General features: G+C 65.1%; 15 protein-coding genes. 5 read left to right on the top strand and 10 right to left on the bottom strand.

Annotated elements, in window-relative coordinates:
* Nucleotide 1 precedes the first annotated feature (1 nt).
* On the bottom strand, nt 2-1,264 hold the full coding sequence (locus AB0L57_RS08095; RefSeq protein ID WP_364958827.1) for a polysaccharide biosynthesis protein: 1,263 nt from the start codon (nt 1,262-1,264) through the stop codon (nt 2-4).
* A 60-nt stretch (nt 1,265-1,324) separates the two neighbouring features.
* Nucleotides 1,325-1,846, bottom strand: a complete 522-nt coding sequence (locus tag AB0L57_RS08090) for a DinB family protein (RefSeq protein ID WP_364958825.1) — start codon at nt 1,844-1,846, stop codon at nt 1,325-1,327.
* A gap of 244 nt (nt 1,847-2,090) precedes the next feature.
* Between AB0L57_RS08090 and AB0L57_RS08085 the strand changes: the two genes are divergently transcribed.
* Together AB0L57_RS08085 and AB0L57_RS08080 are read left to right on the top strand one after the other, a co-directional pair.
* Complete coding sequence (locus AB0L57_RS08085; RefSeq protein WP_364959335.1) at nt 2,091-3,941, top strand: hypothetical protein; 1,851 nt, start codon at nt 2,091-2,093, stop codon at nt 3,939-3,941.
* Nucleotides 3,942-4,189: 248 nt separating this feature from the next.
* Nucleotides 4,190-4,906 carry a hypothetical protein gene (locus AB0L57_RS08080; RefSeq protein ID WP_364958823.1) on the top strand — a complete coding sequence of 239 codons (717 nt, stop codon included), beginning with the start codon at nt 4,190-4,192 and terminating at the stop codon, nt 4,904-4,906.
* A gap of 408 nt (nt 4,907-5,314) precedes the next feature.
* Here the strand turns inward: AB0L57_RS08080 and AB0L57_RS08075 are convergent, their stop codons facing one another.
* The gene (locus tag AB0L57_RS08075) at nt 5,315-5,794 is read right to left on the bottom strand and encodes a DNA-directed RNA polymerase subunit beta (RefSeq protein ID WP_364958821.1); all 480 of its coding nucleotides are present in this window, start codon (nt 5,792-5,794) and stop codon (nt 5,315-5,317) included.
* Between the two features lie 287 nt (nt 5,795-6,081).
* On the opposite strand from AB0L57_RS08075, the gene AB0L57_RS08070 reads away from it, so the two are divergent.
* Together AB0L57_RS08070 and AB0L57_RS08065 are read left to right on the top strand one after the other, a co-directional pair.
* On the top strand, nt 6,082-6,951 hold the full coding sequence (locus AB0L57_RS08070; protein ID WP_364958819.1) for a helix-turn-helix transcriptional regulator: 870 nt from the start codon (nt 6,082-6,084) through the stop codon (nt 6,949-6,951).
* A gap of 2 nt (nt 6,952-6,953) precedes the next feature.
* Nucleotides 6,954-7,160 (top strand): DUF397 domain-containing protein, encoded by a 207-nt coding sequence (locus AB0L57_RS08065; RefSeq protein ID WP_364958817.1) that lies wholly within the window; start codon nt 6,954-6,956, stop codon nt 7,158-7,160.
* A gap of 530 nt (nt 7,161-7,690) precedes the next feature.
* On the opposite strand, the gene AB0L57_RS08060 is transcribed toward AB0L57_RS08065, so the two are convergent.
* Genes AB0L57_RS08060 through AB0L57_RS08045 form a run of 4 tightly spaced genes read right to left on the bottom strand, consistent with a single transcriptional unit; the run spans nt 7,691 to nt 12,239 of the window.
* Nucleotides 7,691-8,308 carry a DUF3558 domain-containing protein gene (locus tag AB0L57_RS08060; RefSeq protein ID WP_364958815.1) on the bottom strand — a complete coding sequence of 206 codons (618 nt, stop codon included), beginning with the start codon at nt 8,306-8,308 and terminating at the stop codon, nt 7,691-7,693.
* The gene (locus AB0L57_RS08055; RefSeq protein ID WP_364958813.1) at nt 8,305-10,689 is read right to left on the bottom strand and encodes a hypothetical protein; all 2,385 of its coding nucleotides are present in this window, start codon (nt 10,687-10,689) and stop codon (nt 8,305-8,307) included. The genes AB0L57_RS08060 and AB0L57_RS08055 overlap by 4 nt, the downstream gene beginning before the upstream one ends.
* A 1-nt stretch (nt 10,690) precedes the next feature.
* Nucleotides 10,691-11,002, bottom strand: a complete 312-nt coding sequence (locus AB0L57_RS08050) for a hypothetical protein (RefSeq protein WP_364958811.1) — start codon at nt 11,000-11,002, stop codon at nt 10,691-10,693.
* Nucleotides 11,003-11,057: 55 nt separating this feature from the next.
* A complete protein-coding gene (locus AB0L57_RS08045) occupies nt 11,058-12,239 on the bottom strand; it encodes a glycosyltransferase family 4 protein (RefSeq protein ID WP_364959333.1) in 1,182 nt (393 codons plus the stop codon).
* Between the two features lie 259 nt (nt 12,240-12,498).
* Here AB0L57_RS08045 and AB0L57_RS08040 point away from each other — a divergent pair, with 259 nt between their 5' ends.
* Nucleotides 12,499-13,299 (top strand): class I SAM-dependent methyltransferase, encoded by an 801-nt coding sequence (locus tag AB0L57_RS08040; protein ID WP_364958809.1) that lies wholly within the window; start codon nt 12,499-12,501, stop codon nt 13,297-13,299.
* A gap of 127 nt (nt 13,300-13,426) precedes the next feature.
* Here the strand turns inward: AB0L57_RS08040 and AB0L57_RS08035 are convergent, their stop codons facing one another.
* The 3 genes from AB0L57_RS08035 to AB0L57_RS08025 form a co-directional block, all read right to left on the bottom strand.
* Nucleotides 13,427-13,711, bottom strand: coding sequence for a hypothetical protein (locus AB0L57_RS08035; RefSeq protein ID WP_364958807.1), 285 nt, complete (start codon nt 13,709-13,711; stop codon nt 13,427-13,429).
* A 198-nt stretch (nt 13,712-13,909) separates the two neighbouring features.
* A complete protein-coding gene (locus tag AB0L57_RS08030; protein WP_364958805.1) occupies nt 13,910-14,128 on the bottom strand; it encodes a hypothetical protein in 219 nt (72 codons plus the stop codon).
* A gap of 261 nt (nt 14,129-14,389) precedes the next feature.
* Nucleotides 14,390-16,222: a phosphoenolpyruvate carboxykinase (GTP) gene (locus AB0L57_RS08025; protein WP_364958803.1), complete on the bottom strand. Its 1,833-nt coding sequence runs from the start codon at nt 16,220-16,222 to the stop codon at nt 14,390-14,392.
* Nucleotides 16,223-16,349: the final 127 nt, after the last annotated feature.

The following is a 16,349-nucleotide window of genomic DNA, read 5'->3' as shown; positions in this document are numbered from 1 at the left end:
ATCAGTCGCCGGGCGGCGAGGTCACCCGTCGATCACCGGCGCCGGCGGGCAGCCGACCTCGGTCGCGCCGAACGCCGCGGACCACGATCACGACCACCGATATGGTTGCCGCCGCGGCTGTTCCGGTGGCGATCGCGATCAGGACCGGCAAGCTGCGCACCAACGGCAGCGTGACGGCGAGTTCGATCGCCAGGCCGACCCAGATGATGGCGGCGGGTGCGGTGCGGTCGGCGGCGATGGCCGACAGCAGCGCGCCCTGCAGAACCGCCAGCAGCGCGCCGTCGAGGGCGAACAACCACAGCCACCCTTCGATCGGCGCGTAGTCCGATCCCGCGAACGCCGGGGCCAGCGGCGCCAGAACGGCCGCACCGGCGACCGCGACCAGTCCGATCACCGCGAGTACCGCCAGCGCCGAACGCAATGCCTTCACCGAATGCTGTGGTTGCGCCATCCGCGGATACAGCACCACACCGACGGCCTGCGGCAGCCAGAAGGCGATCTTCGTGGCGATCGCACCCAAGGCGTATCGGCTGGCATCGGCCTCGTCGAGCACGATCCGGGCGATGATGAGATCGGCCGAGGACAGGGCCATGAGCGCGGCCTGGACCTGGGCGGCCCGCAGCACGGCGGTGACCCCCGCGGTGTGCGACGGCCGATGTTCCGAGTCGGGCGCACCCGACGCGGTACCGATCGACCGCGTGATCCGATCGGCGACGACGGCGGCCACCAGCAATCCGAGCGCCGCCGCCCACAATGCCGCGGCGGCATTTCCGCCCACCGCCAGCACGACCACGGCCGGAACCACCCGGAATATCGCCACTCCACCAAGAACCACTGCCAGCCGGCGGAATTGGTGTCCGCCCTGCAGAATCCCCTGTTCACCGGAGATCAGTACGAGCACCGGCGCGGCCAGCAATGCCCCACCGGCGGCGAGCGGATCGACGTGCAGCACCAGCGCGACAACCGGTATCAGCGCGACCGCTGCCACCACCACGATCACCGCGCAGCGCCGAGCCAGTTGCCGGACCGCCGCCACCGCGGCTCCGCGCACCAATTCCCGGGCGACCACATTCTGCAATGCCAGCGCCGGCACCGCGGCCAGCAACTGCACCGCGAGCAGACTCGCGAATTCGCTGTAGCCGGTGACTCCGAGCCACCGTCCGGCCAGCAGTTGCAGCAGATAGCCGGCGACATTGGCGGTCATCGCGCCGGCCGTCACCAGGGTCATATCCGCGACCACGGGCAGACGGCGCAGAGCAGGCATTCCGCCATGGTCCCATCTCGCGCGCGGGTGCCCCAGTCGGCCCGACCTCGACGAGCCGGTTCAGCCGGCGCCGACGAGCTGCCGCCGGATGTCGAGCAGGTGGTGACGCACCTCGTGGACCGTGTGGACGGCTACCCACCGCAGGTCCCGTTCCGTCGTGTCCGGGTAGTTGTACAGAACGGACCGGTGCCAGTCGTCGCCGAGCCGATCGAGCACATTGGCCAGCAGCCGAGCGGCCGCGATCAGTTCCCCGGCCACCTCGGCGGGGTCCTGATCGGCGTAGCCGTCGTGTTCGCCGCGCTCGTCCCGGCCCATCGTGACCAGGGCCGGAGTATCGGATCGGCGCGCGAGCAGAACCCGCTCCCGCTGCACCAGCAGCACATCGCGGACATGGCAGCCGTATTCGAGCGGCGACCACAGCTCGGGCGTGCGGCGGCGGCGCGCATCGGGGCAATCGTCGAGCGTCGCGGCCATCTCGGTGACACCGGCCCGGATCGCTGCCGCGGCGCGGTGCGCCTCCTCGGTCCGATAGTCGAATCCGCACTCCGCACAGTGGTTCTCCGCCGACTCGTTTCCGCTCATCGGCCGACTATGCCCGATGCGACGGCGATGTGCGACGGCGATATCGACGGCACCGCACGCGGCCGGGCCCGATCCGGCGCCGTCGTTCCGCACGTGAGCCGTCCACCTCCTCGACGTAGGGTGGCTCAGCGTGACCGGGACTCGAGCAGGCGACGGAGAACCCAGTGACTCGCCACGGGGATCGACCGGCGAGGGACACCGGGCAGACTCCGCCGCGCACGAGGCGGGCAGGTCCGCGAGATGGCTGGGCTTCGTACCGGTCGGCTACAGCCTGGTGCTCGCGACGATCATTCTGGGGCCGCTGCTCGGATCCGGATATCTGCTGCTGCGCGATGCCGTCAGTACCCCGCGCTCGTACGCCACCGATGCCGCACTGGGGCTCGGAGACGCCGCGCCACGGGCGGTTCCGCAGGACGGACTGCTCGCCGCACTCTCGGTGATCGTGGACGGCGGGATCGTCGTCAAGGTGATTCTGCTGCTGGCATCGACCGCTGCCGGCTGGGGTGCGGCCCGGCTGGCACGCGAGCTGCTGGGGGTCTCGCTCGCACCGCAATTGGTGGCGGCGACTGTCGCGATCTGGAATCCGTATGTCGCCGAGCGACTGTTGCAGGGGCATTGGAGTCTGCTCACCGGGTATGCGGCGCTGCCGTGGACGGTCCTGATCGCACACCGGCTCCGGTTGCGTTCCACAGTGTTTCGCACCGGCCCGCCACCGGGGCGGGACTCCGGCGCGGCAGTGGGTGAACGGTCCGCGGCGGCGGTCATCGGCACCCGGCACCGATCGATCCGACCGGCGTATTCGTGGCTCATGCTGGGTGGTGTCCTCGCCGCGGCCGGGCTGACACCGACCGGCTCGCTGCTGGCCGGGCTCGTCGCGATATTGACGGTGGGGCGCCGGAATCTGCTCGGCACGATCGGTGTGTGGCTGCTCGCCGCCAGCCCCTGGCTGGTGGCGACGGCACTGTCCGGCAGCGGCACCGAACCGTCCGATCCCGCAGGGGTGGCAGCCTTCGCGGCGCGCGCCGAGCCCGGATTGGGCACCCTCGCGAGCCTGGCCGGGCTGGGTGGCATCTGGAACGGCGATTCGGTACCCGGTTCGCGAACAACGCTTTTCGCGGTCGTCGCCACTCTCGTCCTGCTCGGGGTGGCGCTGTCGGGTGTGTACACGGTGGGCGCGTCCGGCGACCGGGCCACCCGCCGCACACGCCGCACACTGCTGATACTGGCGGCCGTCAGCATCGTGCTGCCGGCGCTGGGCGCGACCGGCTGGGGGCTGTCGGCCGGGGAATACCTGATCGGGCGCATACCCGGCGCCGGACTGCTGCGCGATACGCAGAAATTTGTGGCGCTGGCCATGCCGGCGCTCGCACTCTGCGCAGCGGCCGGATGCCGCACACTGGCCACCCTGCGCCCACGCGGCGATAGGGAACCGGCGCCGAGTCCACGGCCCGGGCAGACCGCCTCGGAACCATCCGAACCCGATGGGCGACAACCTCTTGTCGCGATCGTGTTCATCGCCGCTCTGATCCTCACCCTCCCCGATCTGGCTTGGGGTGTCGGCGGCGCCCTGCGCCCGGTGCACTACCCACCCGCATGGCAACGAGTGGCCGCGATGGTCGAGGGCCCCGGCGACGTCGCCGTCCTGCCCGCGGGGATGTTCCGCGAATTCCCATACAGCGGGCGAGTTCCGGTCCTCGATCCCGCACCCCGCATGCTCCGCTCCGATGTTTTGCAGACCGGAGTGCTGCCGGTGCGCGGCCAGGTGGTCACGGGCGAGGGAGTACGCGCGCAACGAGTGGAGAACCTCCTGCTGCGCGGCGCGAGCCCAGCGGAACTGGCGGCGGAGGGCGTGGGCTGGATCCTGGTCGAGCACCGCACTCCCGGCGCCCTCGGCAACTCGAAAACAACTGTCGGCCAACTCGAACCGATCTTCTCCGACCCGTACCTCACCCTCTATCGGGTACCCGGGGTACGGGAAGTGGCGAAGGCATCCGCCATGGACCGCGTCACCGCCCTGGCCGCACATGCCCTGTGGGCAGCACTACTTTTCGCGGGAGCGGTCGCGGCCCTGATCGATCGCCGGCGACGGCCGTGATCCACGGAATGTCGATATTGATCCCTCATCCCGTGTGGCCGACGGGATCTCGAAAGGCATGGCAACGCATGGGAACACAGTGTGCACGCGCGGTGGCGGTGCTTTCGCTCTGTTCGATCGCGACATTCGGTAGCGGGGCCGGGCCGGGGTCGGCCGAACCCCCCGTGATCACTCCTGCCGCAGCGGTTGCCGGGAAAGCTGTGGAGCCGAATATCGATTGCGCTCCCACTCCCCGCCATCCCCATCCGGTGATCGTTCTGCCCGGCGGTGACGGCACCGTTGCCCAGACCTCCGCGCAGTGGGCTCCGATGCTCGCTGCCTTGCACGATGCGGGGTATTGCGCACTCGTATTCCAGGGCGGCGTCGTGAGCGAGAAACGCTGGGCGGGCGATATTCCGGCGAGTGCGCAACAGGTCGCGGATTTCATCGCCAAGGTGCGGCAACGCACCGGTGTGGAACAGGTCGACATCCTCGCGCATTCGGCGAGCACCGTAGTGTCCAACTACTTCATCAAGGTCCTGCACGGCGCACCCGAAATCTCACACGCGGTATTTCTCGCACCCGAGGCCCGCGGCTGCGACGGCGTCGGCTTCCTCGCCGCCTACGGCATCCACAATCCCCCGATCACACCGGTGGAGATCCTCCAAGCGGCCCCCTTCCTGGCAACGATGCTCACCGCGGCATCCCCGGACCTGGCGTCCGCGATGCAGATGACACCCCAATCCCAGGTCTACCACGCTGTTTTCGACGGCCCCATCACCCAGCCAGGCGTCCGCTACTCGGTGATCGCCAGCCGCCACGACGAAGTGGCGACCCCGCCCACCACCTGCTCGGTGATCTCCGAGCCCGGCGTCACGATGGATTTCTACGACGACCTTTTCCCCGGCGCTCCGCCGGTGGGCCACTCCGAGCTCCGATCCAGCGCCAACACCACCGGATGGGTCGTGGATCAGCTCGCGGAGTGAGGCCCGAGGCGGACAGACCGATGGTCGCGCCCGGAGCGGTGACAGCGGCTCACGAGTCGACACTCGCGATCACGCATCACCATCGAGAGGCGCGCGTCGGCGCAGCTCGGACAGGTGCAGCACCATTGCGCGGCCGGACGCCGTAAACCTCTGTGCTGGTCGCTATTTCACGAAGGCGTCGCTCATGCGCGATGCGTTCGGAGATGTCGCCGACGGTCAACTTCGGCACAGACGCCCGGCGCCGCGCCGAACCACCCGGCGCCGAACCACGTGATACCCCACCCCGCGGCCGAACATCCGGAACCGAACGCTGCGGCTTCGAGCCCGGAAGTCGCCAGCCGACCGACCACCGAGCCAGCGCGACCAGCAGCAGCCAGGACGCCGCGGACCACACGACCAGTGCCGCGGTCATGCCCCACTCCCCGCACTCCGCCCACAGTCCCGGACGACTTCGACCAGCAGCGCGGCCGAAGGACGACAGTCGTTGTCCGGCAGCCGCTTCCAGGACCGATACCCGTCTTCGGGATCGGTCGGAGCGGGCAGGGCAACACTCGCCCCGACCGGAGCGATGGTGACCGACCTCCGATACATCTCGGCATACAGTTCGTAGTCCTCGAACGGGATATCCGGTTCCAGCAGATAGGTCCACCGTCTGCTGCGGGTGTGCAGAATGATCGGGCCGTCCGCCGCACCACGCGCGGACAAAGCGTCCAGCACGCGGATGCCGAGCGGCTCGGGCATCGTAATCGCCGCTATCACACCAACTTTCACGATGATGCGGTTAGCATGAGGCTCAACCGAGGCCGGTAGGCCGTATCGTTTGCGGTAGTGGTCGCGTCTACCGAACGCGGTATCGGCGACATCGTCGGGCGGGCGGGACGTACTCATCGAACCTCGATTCGTCGCGCAAATGAACACAATCTGATCTGAGAGACATGCGGCCGAGCAGGTGGCATATGCCGGGTGCAGCGATGGGCGCGGAGCTTCAGCTCGTGGCCGACCGGATTGCCGATATTCGTCGGCGGCGATCCCCCACGGAGGTGTTTCAAGAACATCATCGACACACCCGAATGACAATGCCACTACGGAAATATCGCTGAAATGTCCCAAAACCCCAGGGCGCCTGTCAGTCTGGTCAACGATAATCGCAGGGATGGCAGAGCAAGGGGGTCAAAGTGGCAAAGGAGAGCGCAACATCACCGCTCCCGCGTCGGCAACTCGGCCGATACTTCCGCAGGGGCAGGCAGGACATGAATCTCACTCTCGAGCAGGTGTCCGCCACGATGGAGTGGAGCCTCAGCAAGCTCGCGCGGATCGAGCGCGGCGAGGTCGGCAAGCTCACGACGCGCGACATCGAAGCGCTCTGCGCGATACTGGAATTCGACAGCGAACGCACCGCTGCGATGGTCGGGCTGAACAAGCAGATAGCCGCTAAGACTTGGTGGCACGGGTTCGGGGACGTCATACCGGAAGGCTTCAATGTCTATGTCGGACTGGAGTCGACCGCAGCGACGTTGGACATCTACCGGCCGGACATCATCCCTGGCCTGTTCCAAACTACCGACTACGCGCGTGCGCTCGATCGGATCTACTTCCCGGATGATTCGGAGGACGAACAGCAGAGCCGGATCGAGCTTCGAGCCGGTCGGCGACGGATCATGACTCGTAGGACGAGTCCGGCGAAGGTCAACCTGGTACTGCACGAGTCCGTTCTTCACACCGTCGTCGGTGAGCCGGCTGTGATGGCAGAACAGCTGCGACACCTGGCCGACTTGGGTACGAGCGACAATGTCAGCGTTCGAATCCTGCCTTCGAGAGCGGGTTTTCCGCTGGGCACTCCGGTCGGTCCGTTCATAATCCTCGACTTCCCGGACAGCCATGAGCCAACTGTCGTCTACGTCGAGAACTACACCGGCGACGTCTATCTCGAGGGGGAGGCAGATATAGCAAGGTACCGTGAGGCATCTGCGATCATCCAGCACGTCGCGCTGGATGCTGTATCGAGTAGAAGCCTGCTCCGGCAGGTGGCAAGAAGGGACAGCTGAAGATGACCGTTGACCTATCCGGGGCGACATGGTTCAAAAGCAGCCGGAGCTCGGCAGGTAAGGAATGCGTGGAAGTCGCCTTCTTGTCCAGCAACCGCATCGGAGTCCGCGACTCTAAAAACCCCTCCGGGCCTGCACTGGTTTTCACCCCGGACGAGTGGGATGCCTTCGTAGCCAACGCAATCTCCGGCACCCTCGACCGCGCATAGGAATTCCCTGGAATTGGAGCCGAGTTCACTTGGCCGGCAACGGCTCTCGAAATCAGCGCCGATGTGCCCTGACCGACTCCTGCCCGTCAGCTCGAACATGGCGGTACTGCCAACCCCGTCGGACGGCCACGTGGGCTGGAGCAGTCACTTCGGCGTGGTGAGAACCGTCGTTTCGATAATGGGATCGGCGGAACTCCGCACTGCCCCAACTGCCTGTTGACAGCCATGGCGAACGGGCTGTAAGCATCCCGTCATTCGTTCTCCGCAACCCCAGTTGGATCGGCGATCAGGTGCCCAGTCCTGCAACAGATTCGGGCTCGGTAGGCACCACTCGGGTGAGGGTCGAGGAAGTGCGCGTACTCCGGGTGCTGTCTCACATAGTGCTGAACGTCGATGCATATCTCGTACACGGGATTCGACGAGATCGGTCGAGTGATGAGTACAGCGATATCGGCCGCAGGCGGCCTGCAAGCGCACGCCGAACAACAAGTCGGTCGCGATAACGCCTGCGGCCGACTTTATGTCCAACATCAGTTATTGGCTCCGACCGTTGGTTCGATCAGCTTGGCCAGATCGAGCATCCCAGCGCACGGATCATAGTCATGCGTGGTCGGTGTGGTTCTTCGTATTACAGTCACAGTCCCGGCTTTGGTTGCAAAATACACATAGCAGGTGCCGTACTCGGGCGCATCGGAGGCTTGAAATCCTTCCCGCCCGTTTACATTGACCGCGACCACAGGCTCATGCTTGTAAGCTGGATCGGTCCGCGAATTTCGATTCTCGTTGAGACTGTCATTTGATGAGGCGACCTTCAATTCAGATTGCGGATTTATAGCACTGTTCGAATCGTCAACGAAATCGCATCCGAATATCACCACCGAAGAGTGAGGCGCACCCGAATATCTATTCCGGGTCGCCGGATTGTATCCAGCTTTACGAACGACACCGTCTGGGATCATTGTGCACGGATCGTATGCTATTTTCGGATTCATATCGGCACTCTGCGGCGGCGGTTGCAGGCTGGATGCAGTCAAAGTGGCTGAAAGAAACGATGATTCCGGATCTGCATCGTGATCAGATGCCGGTGCACCACAGGCTCCGCAACCCAGTATTGCCACGGCAGCCAGAAGACGAGTCAAATTTGTCATTTGACACCCGGCGAATTCTGTCCGCCACGCGGCGCAATTTCAGATTCTCTAATTGGCCCGTTCTTGTCCGAGCTGGGTTCCGGGAATACATCTTTCGGAAGTGCGGGGTTCACATCGTGCACGAATCGACTGTAGCTTTCACGCCACTCGTTCAGCCCATCGCCACTGGCGATATTATGCCAGTCGGCTATCATATTTCCGCCATTCTGCTGTTCGAAATAGTGAGCGGCCTCCGGGTGCTGTTGCACGTACCCTTGGACCTGCAGATATTCACTTCTTATCGTGTCCGCCTTGATGGAATCTTGAATGGCGTTCAGCTCAGTGGATACTTTGTCGTTCGGCAAGGGGTGAGCAGGATCTGCGGGGTTGGGAATAACATCGGCCTTGATATAGGAGTCGACCGTGGCAGCGATACCACCAACGATGGGACCAGCCTCAGGGCCGGCGGCTATCGACGCCGCAGTTTGAACCACACTTGTCACACCGTCTGCGAAGACTCCCCGATCGGCGTATTGCTGAGAGGCCTCATAGGAGCGTTCCGCCGCATGAGCATTGATCTGGCTGGACAACCCGTCACTCATTGCGGACTGCAAGTTTCCTGCATTCGCCAGATACCCTGATGCATGATCAGTGTTCAGGCCAGCAGAGTATGCAAGAGCGTCGTGCCATTGCATCCCAGCACTATTGATCGTTCGAGCGGCCTGCGGATCAGAGTCGAGCACAGAAAACATTTTGCTCAGATCGGATGGATCACTGAAAGGTGAGTTGATTCTATTTCCTGCGGAGTCTACCGGCGCGCTATTCAGAATGCTTGTACCCGGGTAGTCGCGAACATCTGCGAAGTTACCCAGATATGGTGACAGAGTGTTCGCTAGCGTCTGAGTCAGCGCGGGATTCTTTGCACCCAAAGGATGGTCTGGACTGTTGAGAACCGATTGATTGTTCGAATCCCCGAGAATCGCCGCCAGTCCGTATGCCGTCTGCCCGGCCTGGTTGTTGGCAAAGCTCCCCTTCGGCAGGGAAGCATCCTCCCCGATCCACTTGAAAACGTTCTCGGCGCCATGCTGATCCGGTGTCCACTCGTGTTCGAGGATGTCCACCACATGCTGGTTGCCGTAGTACTTGCCGCCGTGGTCGCAGGTGACGCCCATCCGGTCCGCCGCCGCGCGTGCGTCGGAGCCCGCGGGGGCGTTGGCATCGGCCAGAACGGCGTCGTGGATGGCGGCGTGGTCGCCGGATGCGTTGCCCAGCAGGCCGTCGGCGAGGTTCGCCGCATTTTTCGTGTTGACATCGAAGTAGGCGTCCGGGTTCGACGCGGCGGCGATCTCGGCGCCCTGTTTGAGCATGCCCCGGTTGATGTCGCTGCCTTGAATCATCTTGTCGCCCTTGGACATCACCGAGTTGATCGCACGGAGATCATCCCAGTTGTTCACATGATGTGAACCGAACGGGATCGACTTGACCGGGTCGTTCGTCAGCGCGCGTTGCACGGTGTCGGGTAGCTGATTCATACCGCCGGTGGCATTACCGGGTGATCCGTCGAGCCCCGCGGAATGGACCTGAGGATCCGAGACGATCCGGAAGCCGTCGGCGACCGCCGCCTGCACTTGATCGTGACCGTTGCCCGTGAGCTTGCTGCCGAGGTTCGCGATGTCCGCACCGCTCATCCCGTTCATGCCCTTGGACAGGGCCTGGAGATAGTCGAATTGCGGTAGGTTGACGCCCTTTCCGCTGGCCAGCGCGTCCTTGTCTTCAGAGGTGAGGTCGGTGGCGGCGCGCAGCCGCTCCAGTGTGGCCGCGTCGGCCGTGCCGCTGCGCAAAGCTTCCAGATCGGCTTGGGCCTGCTGCGAGGTGAACTGATCGGCGGGGTTCACCACACACTTCTCCGCGATGATCGGCGCACTGTCGGAAATCGCGCTCACCGCTTCGGCGATCTTGGGCGCCCAATTGTCCATCGCCTGACCGAGCTGATCGGCCAGACTCTGCAAGCTGACAGTGGCATTGTCGGCCTGCTCCTGCAGCGTGCTGTCCGCCGGGGTGACGACGTAGTCGTCACCGATCGTCCAGTGCGGGAAGGAGTTGTTGCGCACGACCAGTTGAATCTGCCCGATCAGCCACCCGGTGTCGCTCTCCGCCGCCTGCAGAGCAGTCGCCAGATCGTCGTATGCCGTAGCCACCGCGCGCTGTTGGGTCTTCTCCCGGTCCGCGCGATCGGCCGCTGCCTGAAAGGCCGCACCGGACCAGTCGAGCCCGTGAATGGTTCGGTTCATCATGTCGGCATCGGTGTCGATGGCGTCCCGAAGCTTGACCGCATCACCCGCGATCTCGGCGAGCATTCCGGTCTTCCATCCCATCACCTGGGTTTTGGTGGGAATGGGCATATCAATTGCCCTTCCCGTTCAGATCACCGAAATCCTTCAGCTTGTTCGCCAATTCCTCGTCCTGGCCTTGGAATGTGGCTGCGGTGGAGTACAGCAGTTCCGCCATGCCCGCGTGGCGTGATGACAGCGTGAGTTTGGCCTGCGAACTGGCCGCGTCCGCTCCGGACAGCGCTCCGGCGATCGGTGATCCCTGCAGGGCGGTGATCCCACGCTCGGCATCGAGCAGCGGGTAGACGGCTGTGTCGTGGACTGCCTCGCCCAGCTTGCCGAGACTGATCCCGGCTTCACGCAAGGATTCCGGAGTGATCTTCACACGTTCCCCCTGAAACTGGCTCTACCTCCACTTTCAGGGAATCGTAGCAGCGCCGTTATCCGTGTCCGTCCGGGCGAGCGCCGGCCACCAAGCCTGCGACGAACTTCCCCCGTGCGGCAGCGGCCAGCACTTCACCGACTCCGGAACCCGTTTGTTCCCAGGAGAACTCACGTGCCCGTGCTCGAGCCTTCTCCCCCATCACCACACGCATCTCGGTATCCGCGAGCAGTTCGCCTGTGGTCTCGGTGAGCTGAGCCGGGTCGTCGACCAGGACTCCGGTCACGCCGTCGACGATCGAATCGGTGAGACCTCGGGAGCTGCGGTAGCCGATGGTGGGTACGCCGTGCTGGGCGGCTTCGATCACCGCGAGACCCCAGCCTTCCTTGCGGGAGGGGAGTAGGTGAACCCAAGCGCGGGAGAGTAGTTCATGTTTGCGGGCTTCGTCGACGAAGCCGTGGAAATTGACCGCGTCGGCGATACCCAGTTGGCGCGCACGGTTTTTCAGGTTGCCGGCCCACCAGCCGTCGCCGATGACGTCGAGCTGCAGGCCGGGCAGGCGGGTGCGCAGGCCCGCCACGGCGTCGAGGGCGTCCTCGATCTGCTTGTGCGGCACCAGACGTGACAGCACCACGACGCTGGGATACGGGGTGCGGTTCGGCTCGGCTCCGGTCGGGGATTGTTCGGGTACCGGCTCGGCGCCGTTGCGTACCACCGCGATTCGGGTCGCGTCCACGCCCAGGGAGGCGAGCTCCTCGGCGGACGGCAGCGAGACCGTCAGGTACTGGTCGTTGCGATGCACGCGAGGAGACAGCCGTGATTCGATCCACCAGCCGATCCGCCCGACGGTCCGCCCGGCCACCGGCCACTGCTCCCGGTGGCCGTGATGCACCAGCACCACCGACGGAGCGCCGGAGATCACGCGGGCGAAGAACGGAATGCCGTTCTGGGTGTCGATCACGGCATCGGGTCGCAGACCGCGTAACGGCCCGAATCCGAGCCGCCCGGCCGCGATGGCCACCAGCGCCCGCGGATAGACACTGAAGCGCCCGCCACCACGGCTGATATCGATCCCGTCGATCCGTTCCCGGCGACGCGCCCCGCGATAGTGCGCGGTCCGCAGGGTCACCTTCACACCGCGCGCGGCCAGCTGCGCGCCGACCCGCTCCAGGTACCGCTCACTTCCGCCACCCTGCGGATGTCCGGTGTCGCGCCAGCACAGCAGCAGTACCTCGCGCACCGAATCGGCGTGTCCGGTCATCGTCGGATCAGCGGAATCACAGCGCCCGGATTCCCGCGGACCGGCCGCATCGAGCCCGGTGAACTGCGTAACCACCTCGGGTACGCGGGGACCGGGATCGGACACAGCAGCTCTCCAGATCGTTCACAACGGGCGACAATGGGCTCCACCCTAGCGGCCATGGACAGGTTCGGGTCGCTTCGGTGGCTGCGTATCTGCTGTGAGCGGTCACGATCCCCTGTGACAGACTGACTCGGCCATGCTTCGATCCGATGCAACCGGACCGCGTCCCCGTTTCGCGCGCCGGGCCACCCTTCGCCGCTCGCTGCGTCTGTTGAGTAGTTTTCGCTTCGAACAGACCGACCCGGGGCGCTTCTACGGCGGTATCGCCGACGATACGGCCGATCTGGTCACCGATTTCTACCGCGATCTCACCGGACGCGACCTGACCGGCACCACCGTCGTCGATGTGGGTGGCGGCCCCGGGTATTTCGCCGAGCGATTCGCGGCGGAAGGCGCCCGATATATCCCGATCGAGCCCGATCCGACCGAAATGCACGCAGCGGGGCTCACCGTCGCGGGCGCGGTGCGAGGTTCCGGAATGGCACTGCCCATCCGCGACGACGCCGTCGACATCTGCCTGTCATCGAATGTGGGCGAGCACGTGCCCGATCCCTGGTTGATGGCAGAGGAAATGCTGCGCATCACCAAACCGGGCGGTCTGATAATTCTCTCCTACACGGTCTGGCTCGGCCCGTTCGGCGGACACGAGACCGGTCCGTGGCACTACCTGGGCGGTGAGTACGCGGCCCGGCGGTATATCCGCCGGACCGGACATCAGCCGAAGAACCGCTTCGGCATCTCACTGTTCGCGGTCACCGCCGCGGCCGGCCTGCGCTGGGCACACCGCGCCGAGGGGCGGGCTCGAGTTCTCGCCACCTTCCCGCGCTATCACCCACACTGGGCATGGTGGGTGACCCGCGTTCCGGGCATCCGGGAACTGCTGGTGAGCAATCTGGTCGTGGTCGCCACCAAGCCGATCCACATCCGTTCTTCCTGAACGCCAACCATTTTCACCTAGGGCATCACGACGCCCGGGACATGCTCCCGGGCAACGCCTCCGGCCGACGAGCGGCCACCGAAGTGAAAAGCGTTCTCGCAAACGGGTTCCGAACCGGGTGAATCGACTATTCCAACCAGCCGCGCCGGCGATTGGGCCGGACCGGCTCCGCCCAGGGCGGCTCCTGCATTGCCAGGCCCACGGTTTCCAACGGGGTCAGGCCGACTCGATTGGCCAGGGAGCGCACCGCTGTCACCGCCTCTGCCGCCTGCAGCGCCGCCGTCGCCTGCTCGAGCGTCAAGGTCCGGCCGGGAAGAAAAGACACCACCCAGCCACCGATGCCGACGGACCTTGCCTGATGTGGGGTCTGATCACTGGTCATCAGCGATCGGCCGACCACTTGCACCGCCATGATTCGGACTCCCCTGCGATTGCATTTGTAAAATCGTCCGACATTGTTTGCTCTAAGCATGCTCCGTGAGCGGCGTTAACGCAATAGTGCGTTTCGTGAAAAGCGAACCGGCAGGTAGGATTTCGCGACATTTCACCCCGCACACCTGCCTGGAATGTCCACTGTGCGGCAGATGATTCGCGATGAAGGTGCGCCGAATCAGTTCTCCGACATACGAACCCGCAGAACGGGCTGGGAATCACGCTGCGGATGAGAAGTGGCGGTATCGATGTCCACACGCCATCCGGGTGGCAGTACGGCTTGCAGGCGGGCCGCGGCACGCGCCAGCGGCGTGCTGGCGACCTCGGCGAGCGACGCCCGGTGCGCAGCGTCGGCAAACCTCGAGACATCAGCAGGGTCGAACTCGAGTCCGGTCATGCCCACACCCACCTCCCACACATCCGGCCGATCGCCCGGCGGACGGAACCAACGAGCACCATCTGACATTCAGTTCAGCCGGTTAGTTAATTCCCCGCAACCGCAGGGGGTAATCGCGAGATGCAGAACATGTTCAGAATAGGACAAGCGCGCCATTTCGCAGCCGGAACGCGAAAAAGACGTGCCGCCCGCCCGTCGTGAAGACGGTGCGGGCGGCACGGTGTCGTCGAGCGGATCCCGGTCCCGGCGGACCGGAACGACCTACGCCAGACGCTGTTTCAGCGCCTCGAACTCATCGCGCACGCCGGAGGGCAGCTTGTCACCGACGAACTCGAACCACTCCTCGATCAGCGGAATCTCCTTGCGCCACTCCTCGAGGTCGACCTTCAGCGACGCGTCCACATCGGCCGGATCCACATCAAGGCCCTCGAGATCGAGATGCGCGGCGGTGGGCACATTGCCGACCGCGGTCGCCTCGGCCTCGGCCTTGCCCTCGAGACGGTTGATGATCCACTCCAGCACGCGCGAGTTCTCGCCGAATCCGGGCCACAGGAAGCGGCCGTCGTCACCGCGACGGAACCAGTTGACGTAGAAGATCTTCGGCAACTTGCCGGCATCGGCGTTCTTGCCCAGGTTGATCCAGTGGTTCATGTAGTCACCGACGTGGTAGCCCATGAACGGCAGCATCGCCATCGGGTCGCGGCGCACATTGCCGACCTTGCCCTCGGCGGCGGCGGTCTGCTCCGAGGACATGGTGGCGCCCATGAAAACGCCGTGCTGCCAATCGAAGGACTCGGTCACCAGCGGGATGGTGGTCTTGCGGCGGCCGCCGAACAGGATCGCCGAGATCGGCACGCCCTGCGGGTCGTCCCACTCCGGGGCCAGGGTGGGGCACTGCGACATCGGCGTGCAGTAACGCGAGTTCGGATGCGCGGCCAGGGTTTCGGTATCCCGCAGGTACCAGTCATTACCCTTCCAGTCGATCAGGTGATCGGGCTCGCCTTCGAGGCCCTCCCACCACACATCGTTGTCGTCGGTCTTGGCGACGTTGGTGTAGACGGTGTTTCCCGCCTCCAGGGTCGCCATCGCGTTCGGGTTGGAGCTGCGGTTGGTGCCGGGGGCGACACCGAAGAAGCCGAACTCCGGGTTCACCGCGTAAAGGCGGCCGTCCTCGCCGAAGCGCATCCAGGCGATGTCGTCACCCAGGGTCTCCGCGCGCCAGCCGGGCACGGTGGGCTGCAGCATCGCGAGGTTGGTCTTACCGCAGGCGCTGGGGAACGCGGCGGCCACGTAGTGGTTCTTCCCCTCCGGCGAGATCAGCTTGAGGATCAGCATGTGCTCGGCCAGCCAGCCCTCGTCGTGCGCCATCGCCGAGGCGATGCGCAACGAGTAGCACTTCTTGCCCAGCAGCGCGTTACCGCCGTAACCGGAACCGTAGGACCAGATCTCACGATCCTCGGGGAAGTGGGTGATGTACTTGGTGTCGTTGCACGGCCAAGGAACGTCGGCCTGGCCCTCGGCCAGCGGAGCGCCGACCGAATGCAGCGCCTTCACGAACGGGCGATCCTTGCCCAGCTTCTCCAGCGCCGCCTTGCCCATGCGGGTCATCACACGCATCGACACCACGACGTACTCGGAGTCGGTGATCTCCACACCCAGCTTCGGGTCCTCGGCGCCCAGCGGGCCCATGCAGAACGGGACCACGTACATGGTGCGGCCCTTCATGCTGCCGCGGTACAGCTCGGTCATGGTGGCGCGCATCTCGGTGGGGTCGACCCAGTTGTTGGTCGGGCCGGCGTCGGCCTCGGTGCGCGAACAGATGTAGGTGCGCGATTCGACGCGCGCGACATCGGAGGGATCCGACAGCGCCAGGAACGAGTTCGGCTTCTTGCTCTCGTTGAGCTTCTGGAAGGTGCCGGCCTCGACCAGAGCGGCGGTGAGGCGATCCCATTCGGCGTCGGACCCATCGGCCCAGACCACCCGGTCCGGTTGAGTGAGCTCTGCGACCTCCTGCACCCAGGCGAGCAGTCCGGCATGCTCGGTCGGCGCGGTGCCATCGGAACCGTGAAGACCAGGAATGGTCGCTGAGGTCATGAAAACTCTCCTGAGATGAGCGCGGCGGGGTGAGCAGGCTGCCTGAAACAGCTCACAACACCAGGAAGGCCGCCGGTGGCGGTGGACATCCGCCCCGGCTCGTCGAAAGCGCACCCCGGCTGGGCGG

Source organism: Nocardia sp. NPDC052254 (assembly GCF_040679495.1).
Lineage (GTDB): Bacteria > Actinomycetota > Actinomycetes > Mycobacteriales > Mycobacteriaceae > Nocardia.
This window is presented reverse-complemented; position numbering and strand designations above follow the sequence as displayed.

What these genes read in the sequence shown, in the direction of transcription:
- AB0L57_RS08095 (WP_364958827.1), bottom strand. Translation starts at nt 1,264, where the DNA reads ATGCCTGCTCTGCGCCGTCTGCCCGTGGTCGCGGATATGACCCTGGTG.
- AB0L57_RS08090 (WP_364958825.1), bottom strand. Translation starts at nt 1,846, where the DNA reads ATGAGCGGAAACGAGTCGGCGGAGAACCACTGTGCGGAGTGCGGATTC.
- AB0L57_RS08075 (WP_364958821.1), bottom strand. Translation starts at nt 5,794, where the DNA reads ATGAGTACGTCCCGCCCGCCCGACGATGTCGCCGATACCGCGTTCGGT.
- AB0L57_RS08065 (WP_364958817.1), top strand. Translation starts at nt 6,954, where the DNA reads ATGACCGTTGACCTATCCGGGGCGACATGGTTCAAAAGCAGCCGGAGC.
- AB0L57_RS08060 (WP_364958815.1), bottom strand. Translation starts at nt 8,308, where the DNA reads ATGACAAATTTGACTCGTCTTCTGGCTGCCGTGGCAATACTGGGTTGC.
- AB0L57_RS08055 (WP_364958813.1), bottom strand. Translation starts at nt 10,689, where the DNA reads ATGCCCATTCCCACCAAAACCCAGGTGATGGGATGGAAGACCGGAATG.
- AB0L57_RS08040 (WP_364958809.1), top strand. Translation starts at nt 12,499, where the DNA reads ATGCTTCGATCCGATGCAACCGGACCGCGTCCCCGTTTCGCGCGCCGG.
- AB0L57_RS08035 (WP_364958807.1), bottom strand. Translation starts at nt 13,711, where the DNA reads ATGGCGGTGCAAGTGGTCGGCCGATCGCTGATGACCAGTGATCAGACC.
- AB0L57_RS08030 (WP_364958805.1), bottom strand. Translation starts at nt 14,128, where the DNA reads ATGACCGGACTCGAGTTCGACCCTGCTGATGTCTCGAGGTTTGCCGAC.
- AB0L57_RS08025 (WP_364958803.1), bottom strand. Translation starts at nt 16,222, where the DNA reads ATGACCTCAGCGACCATTCCTGGTCTTCACGGTTCCGATGGCACCGCG.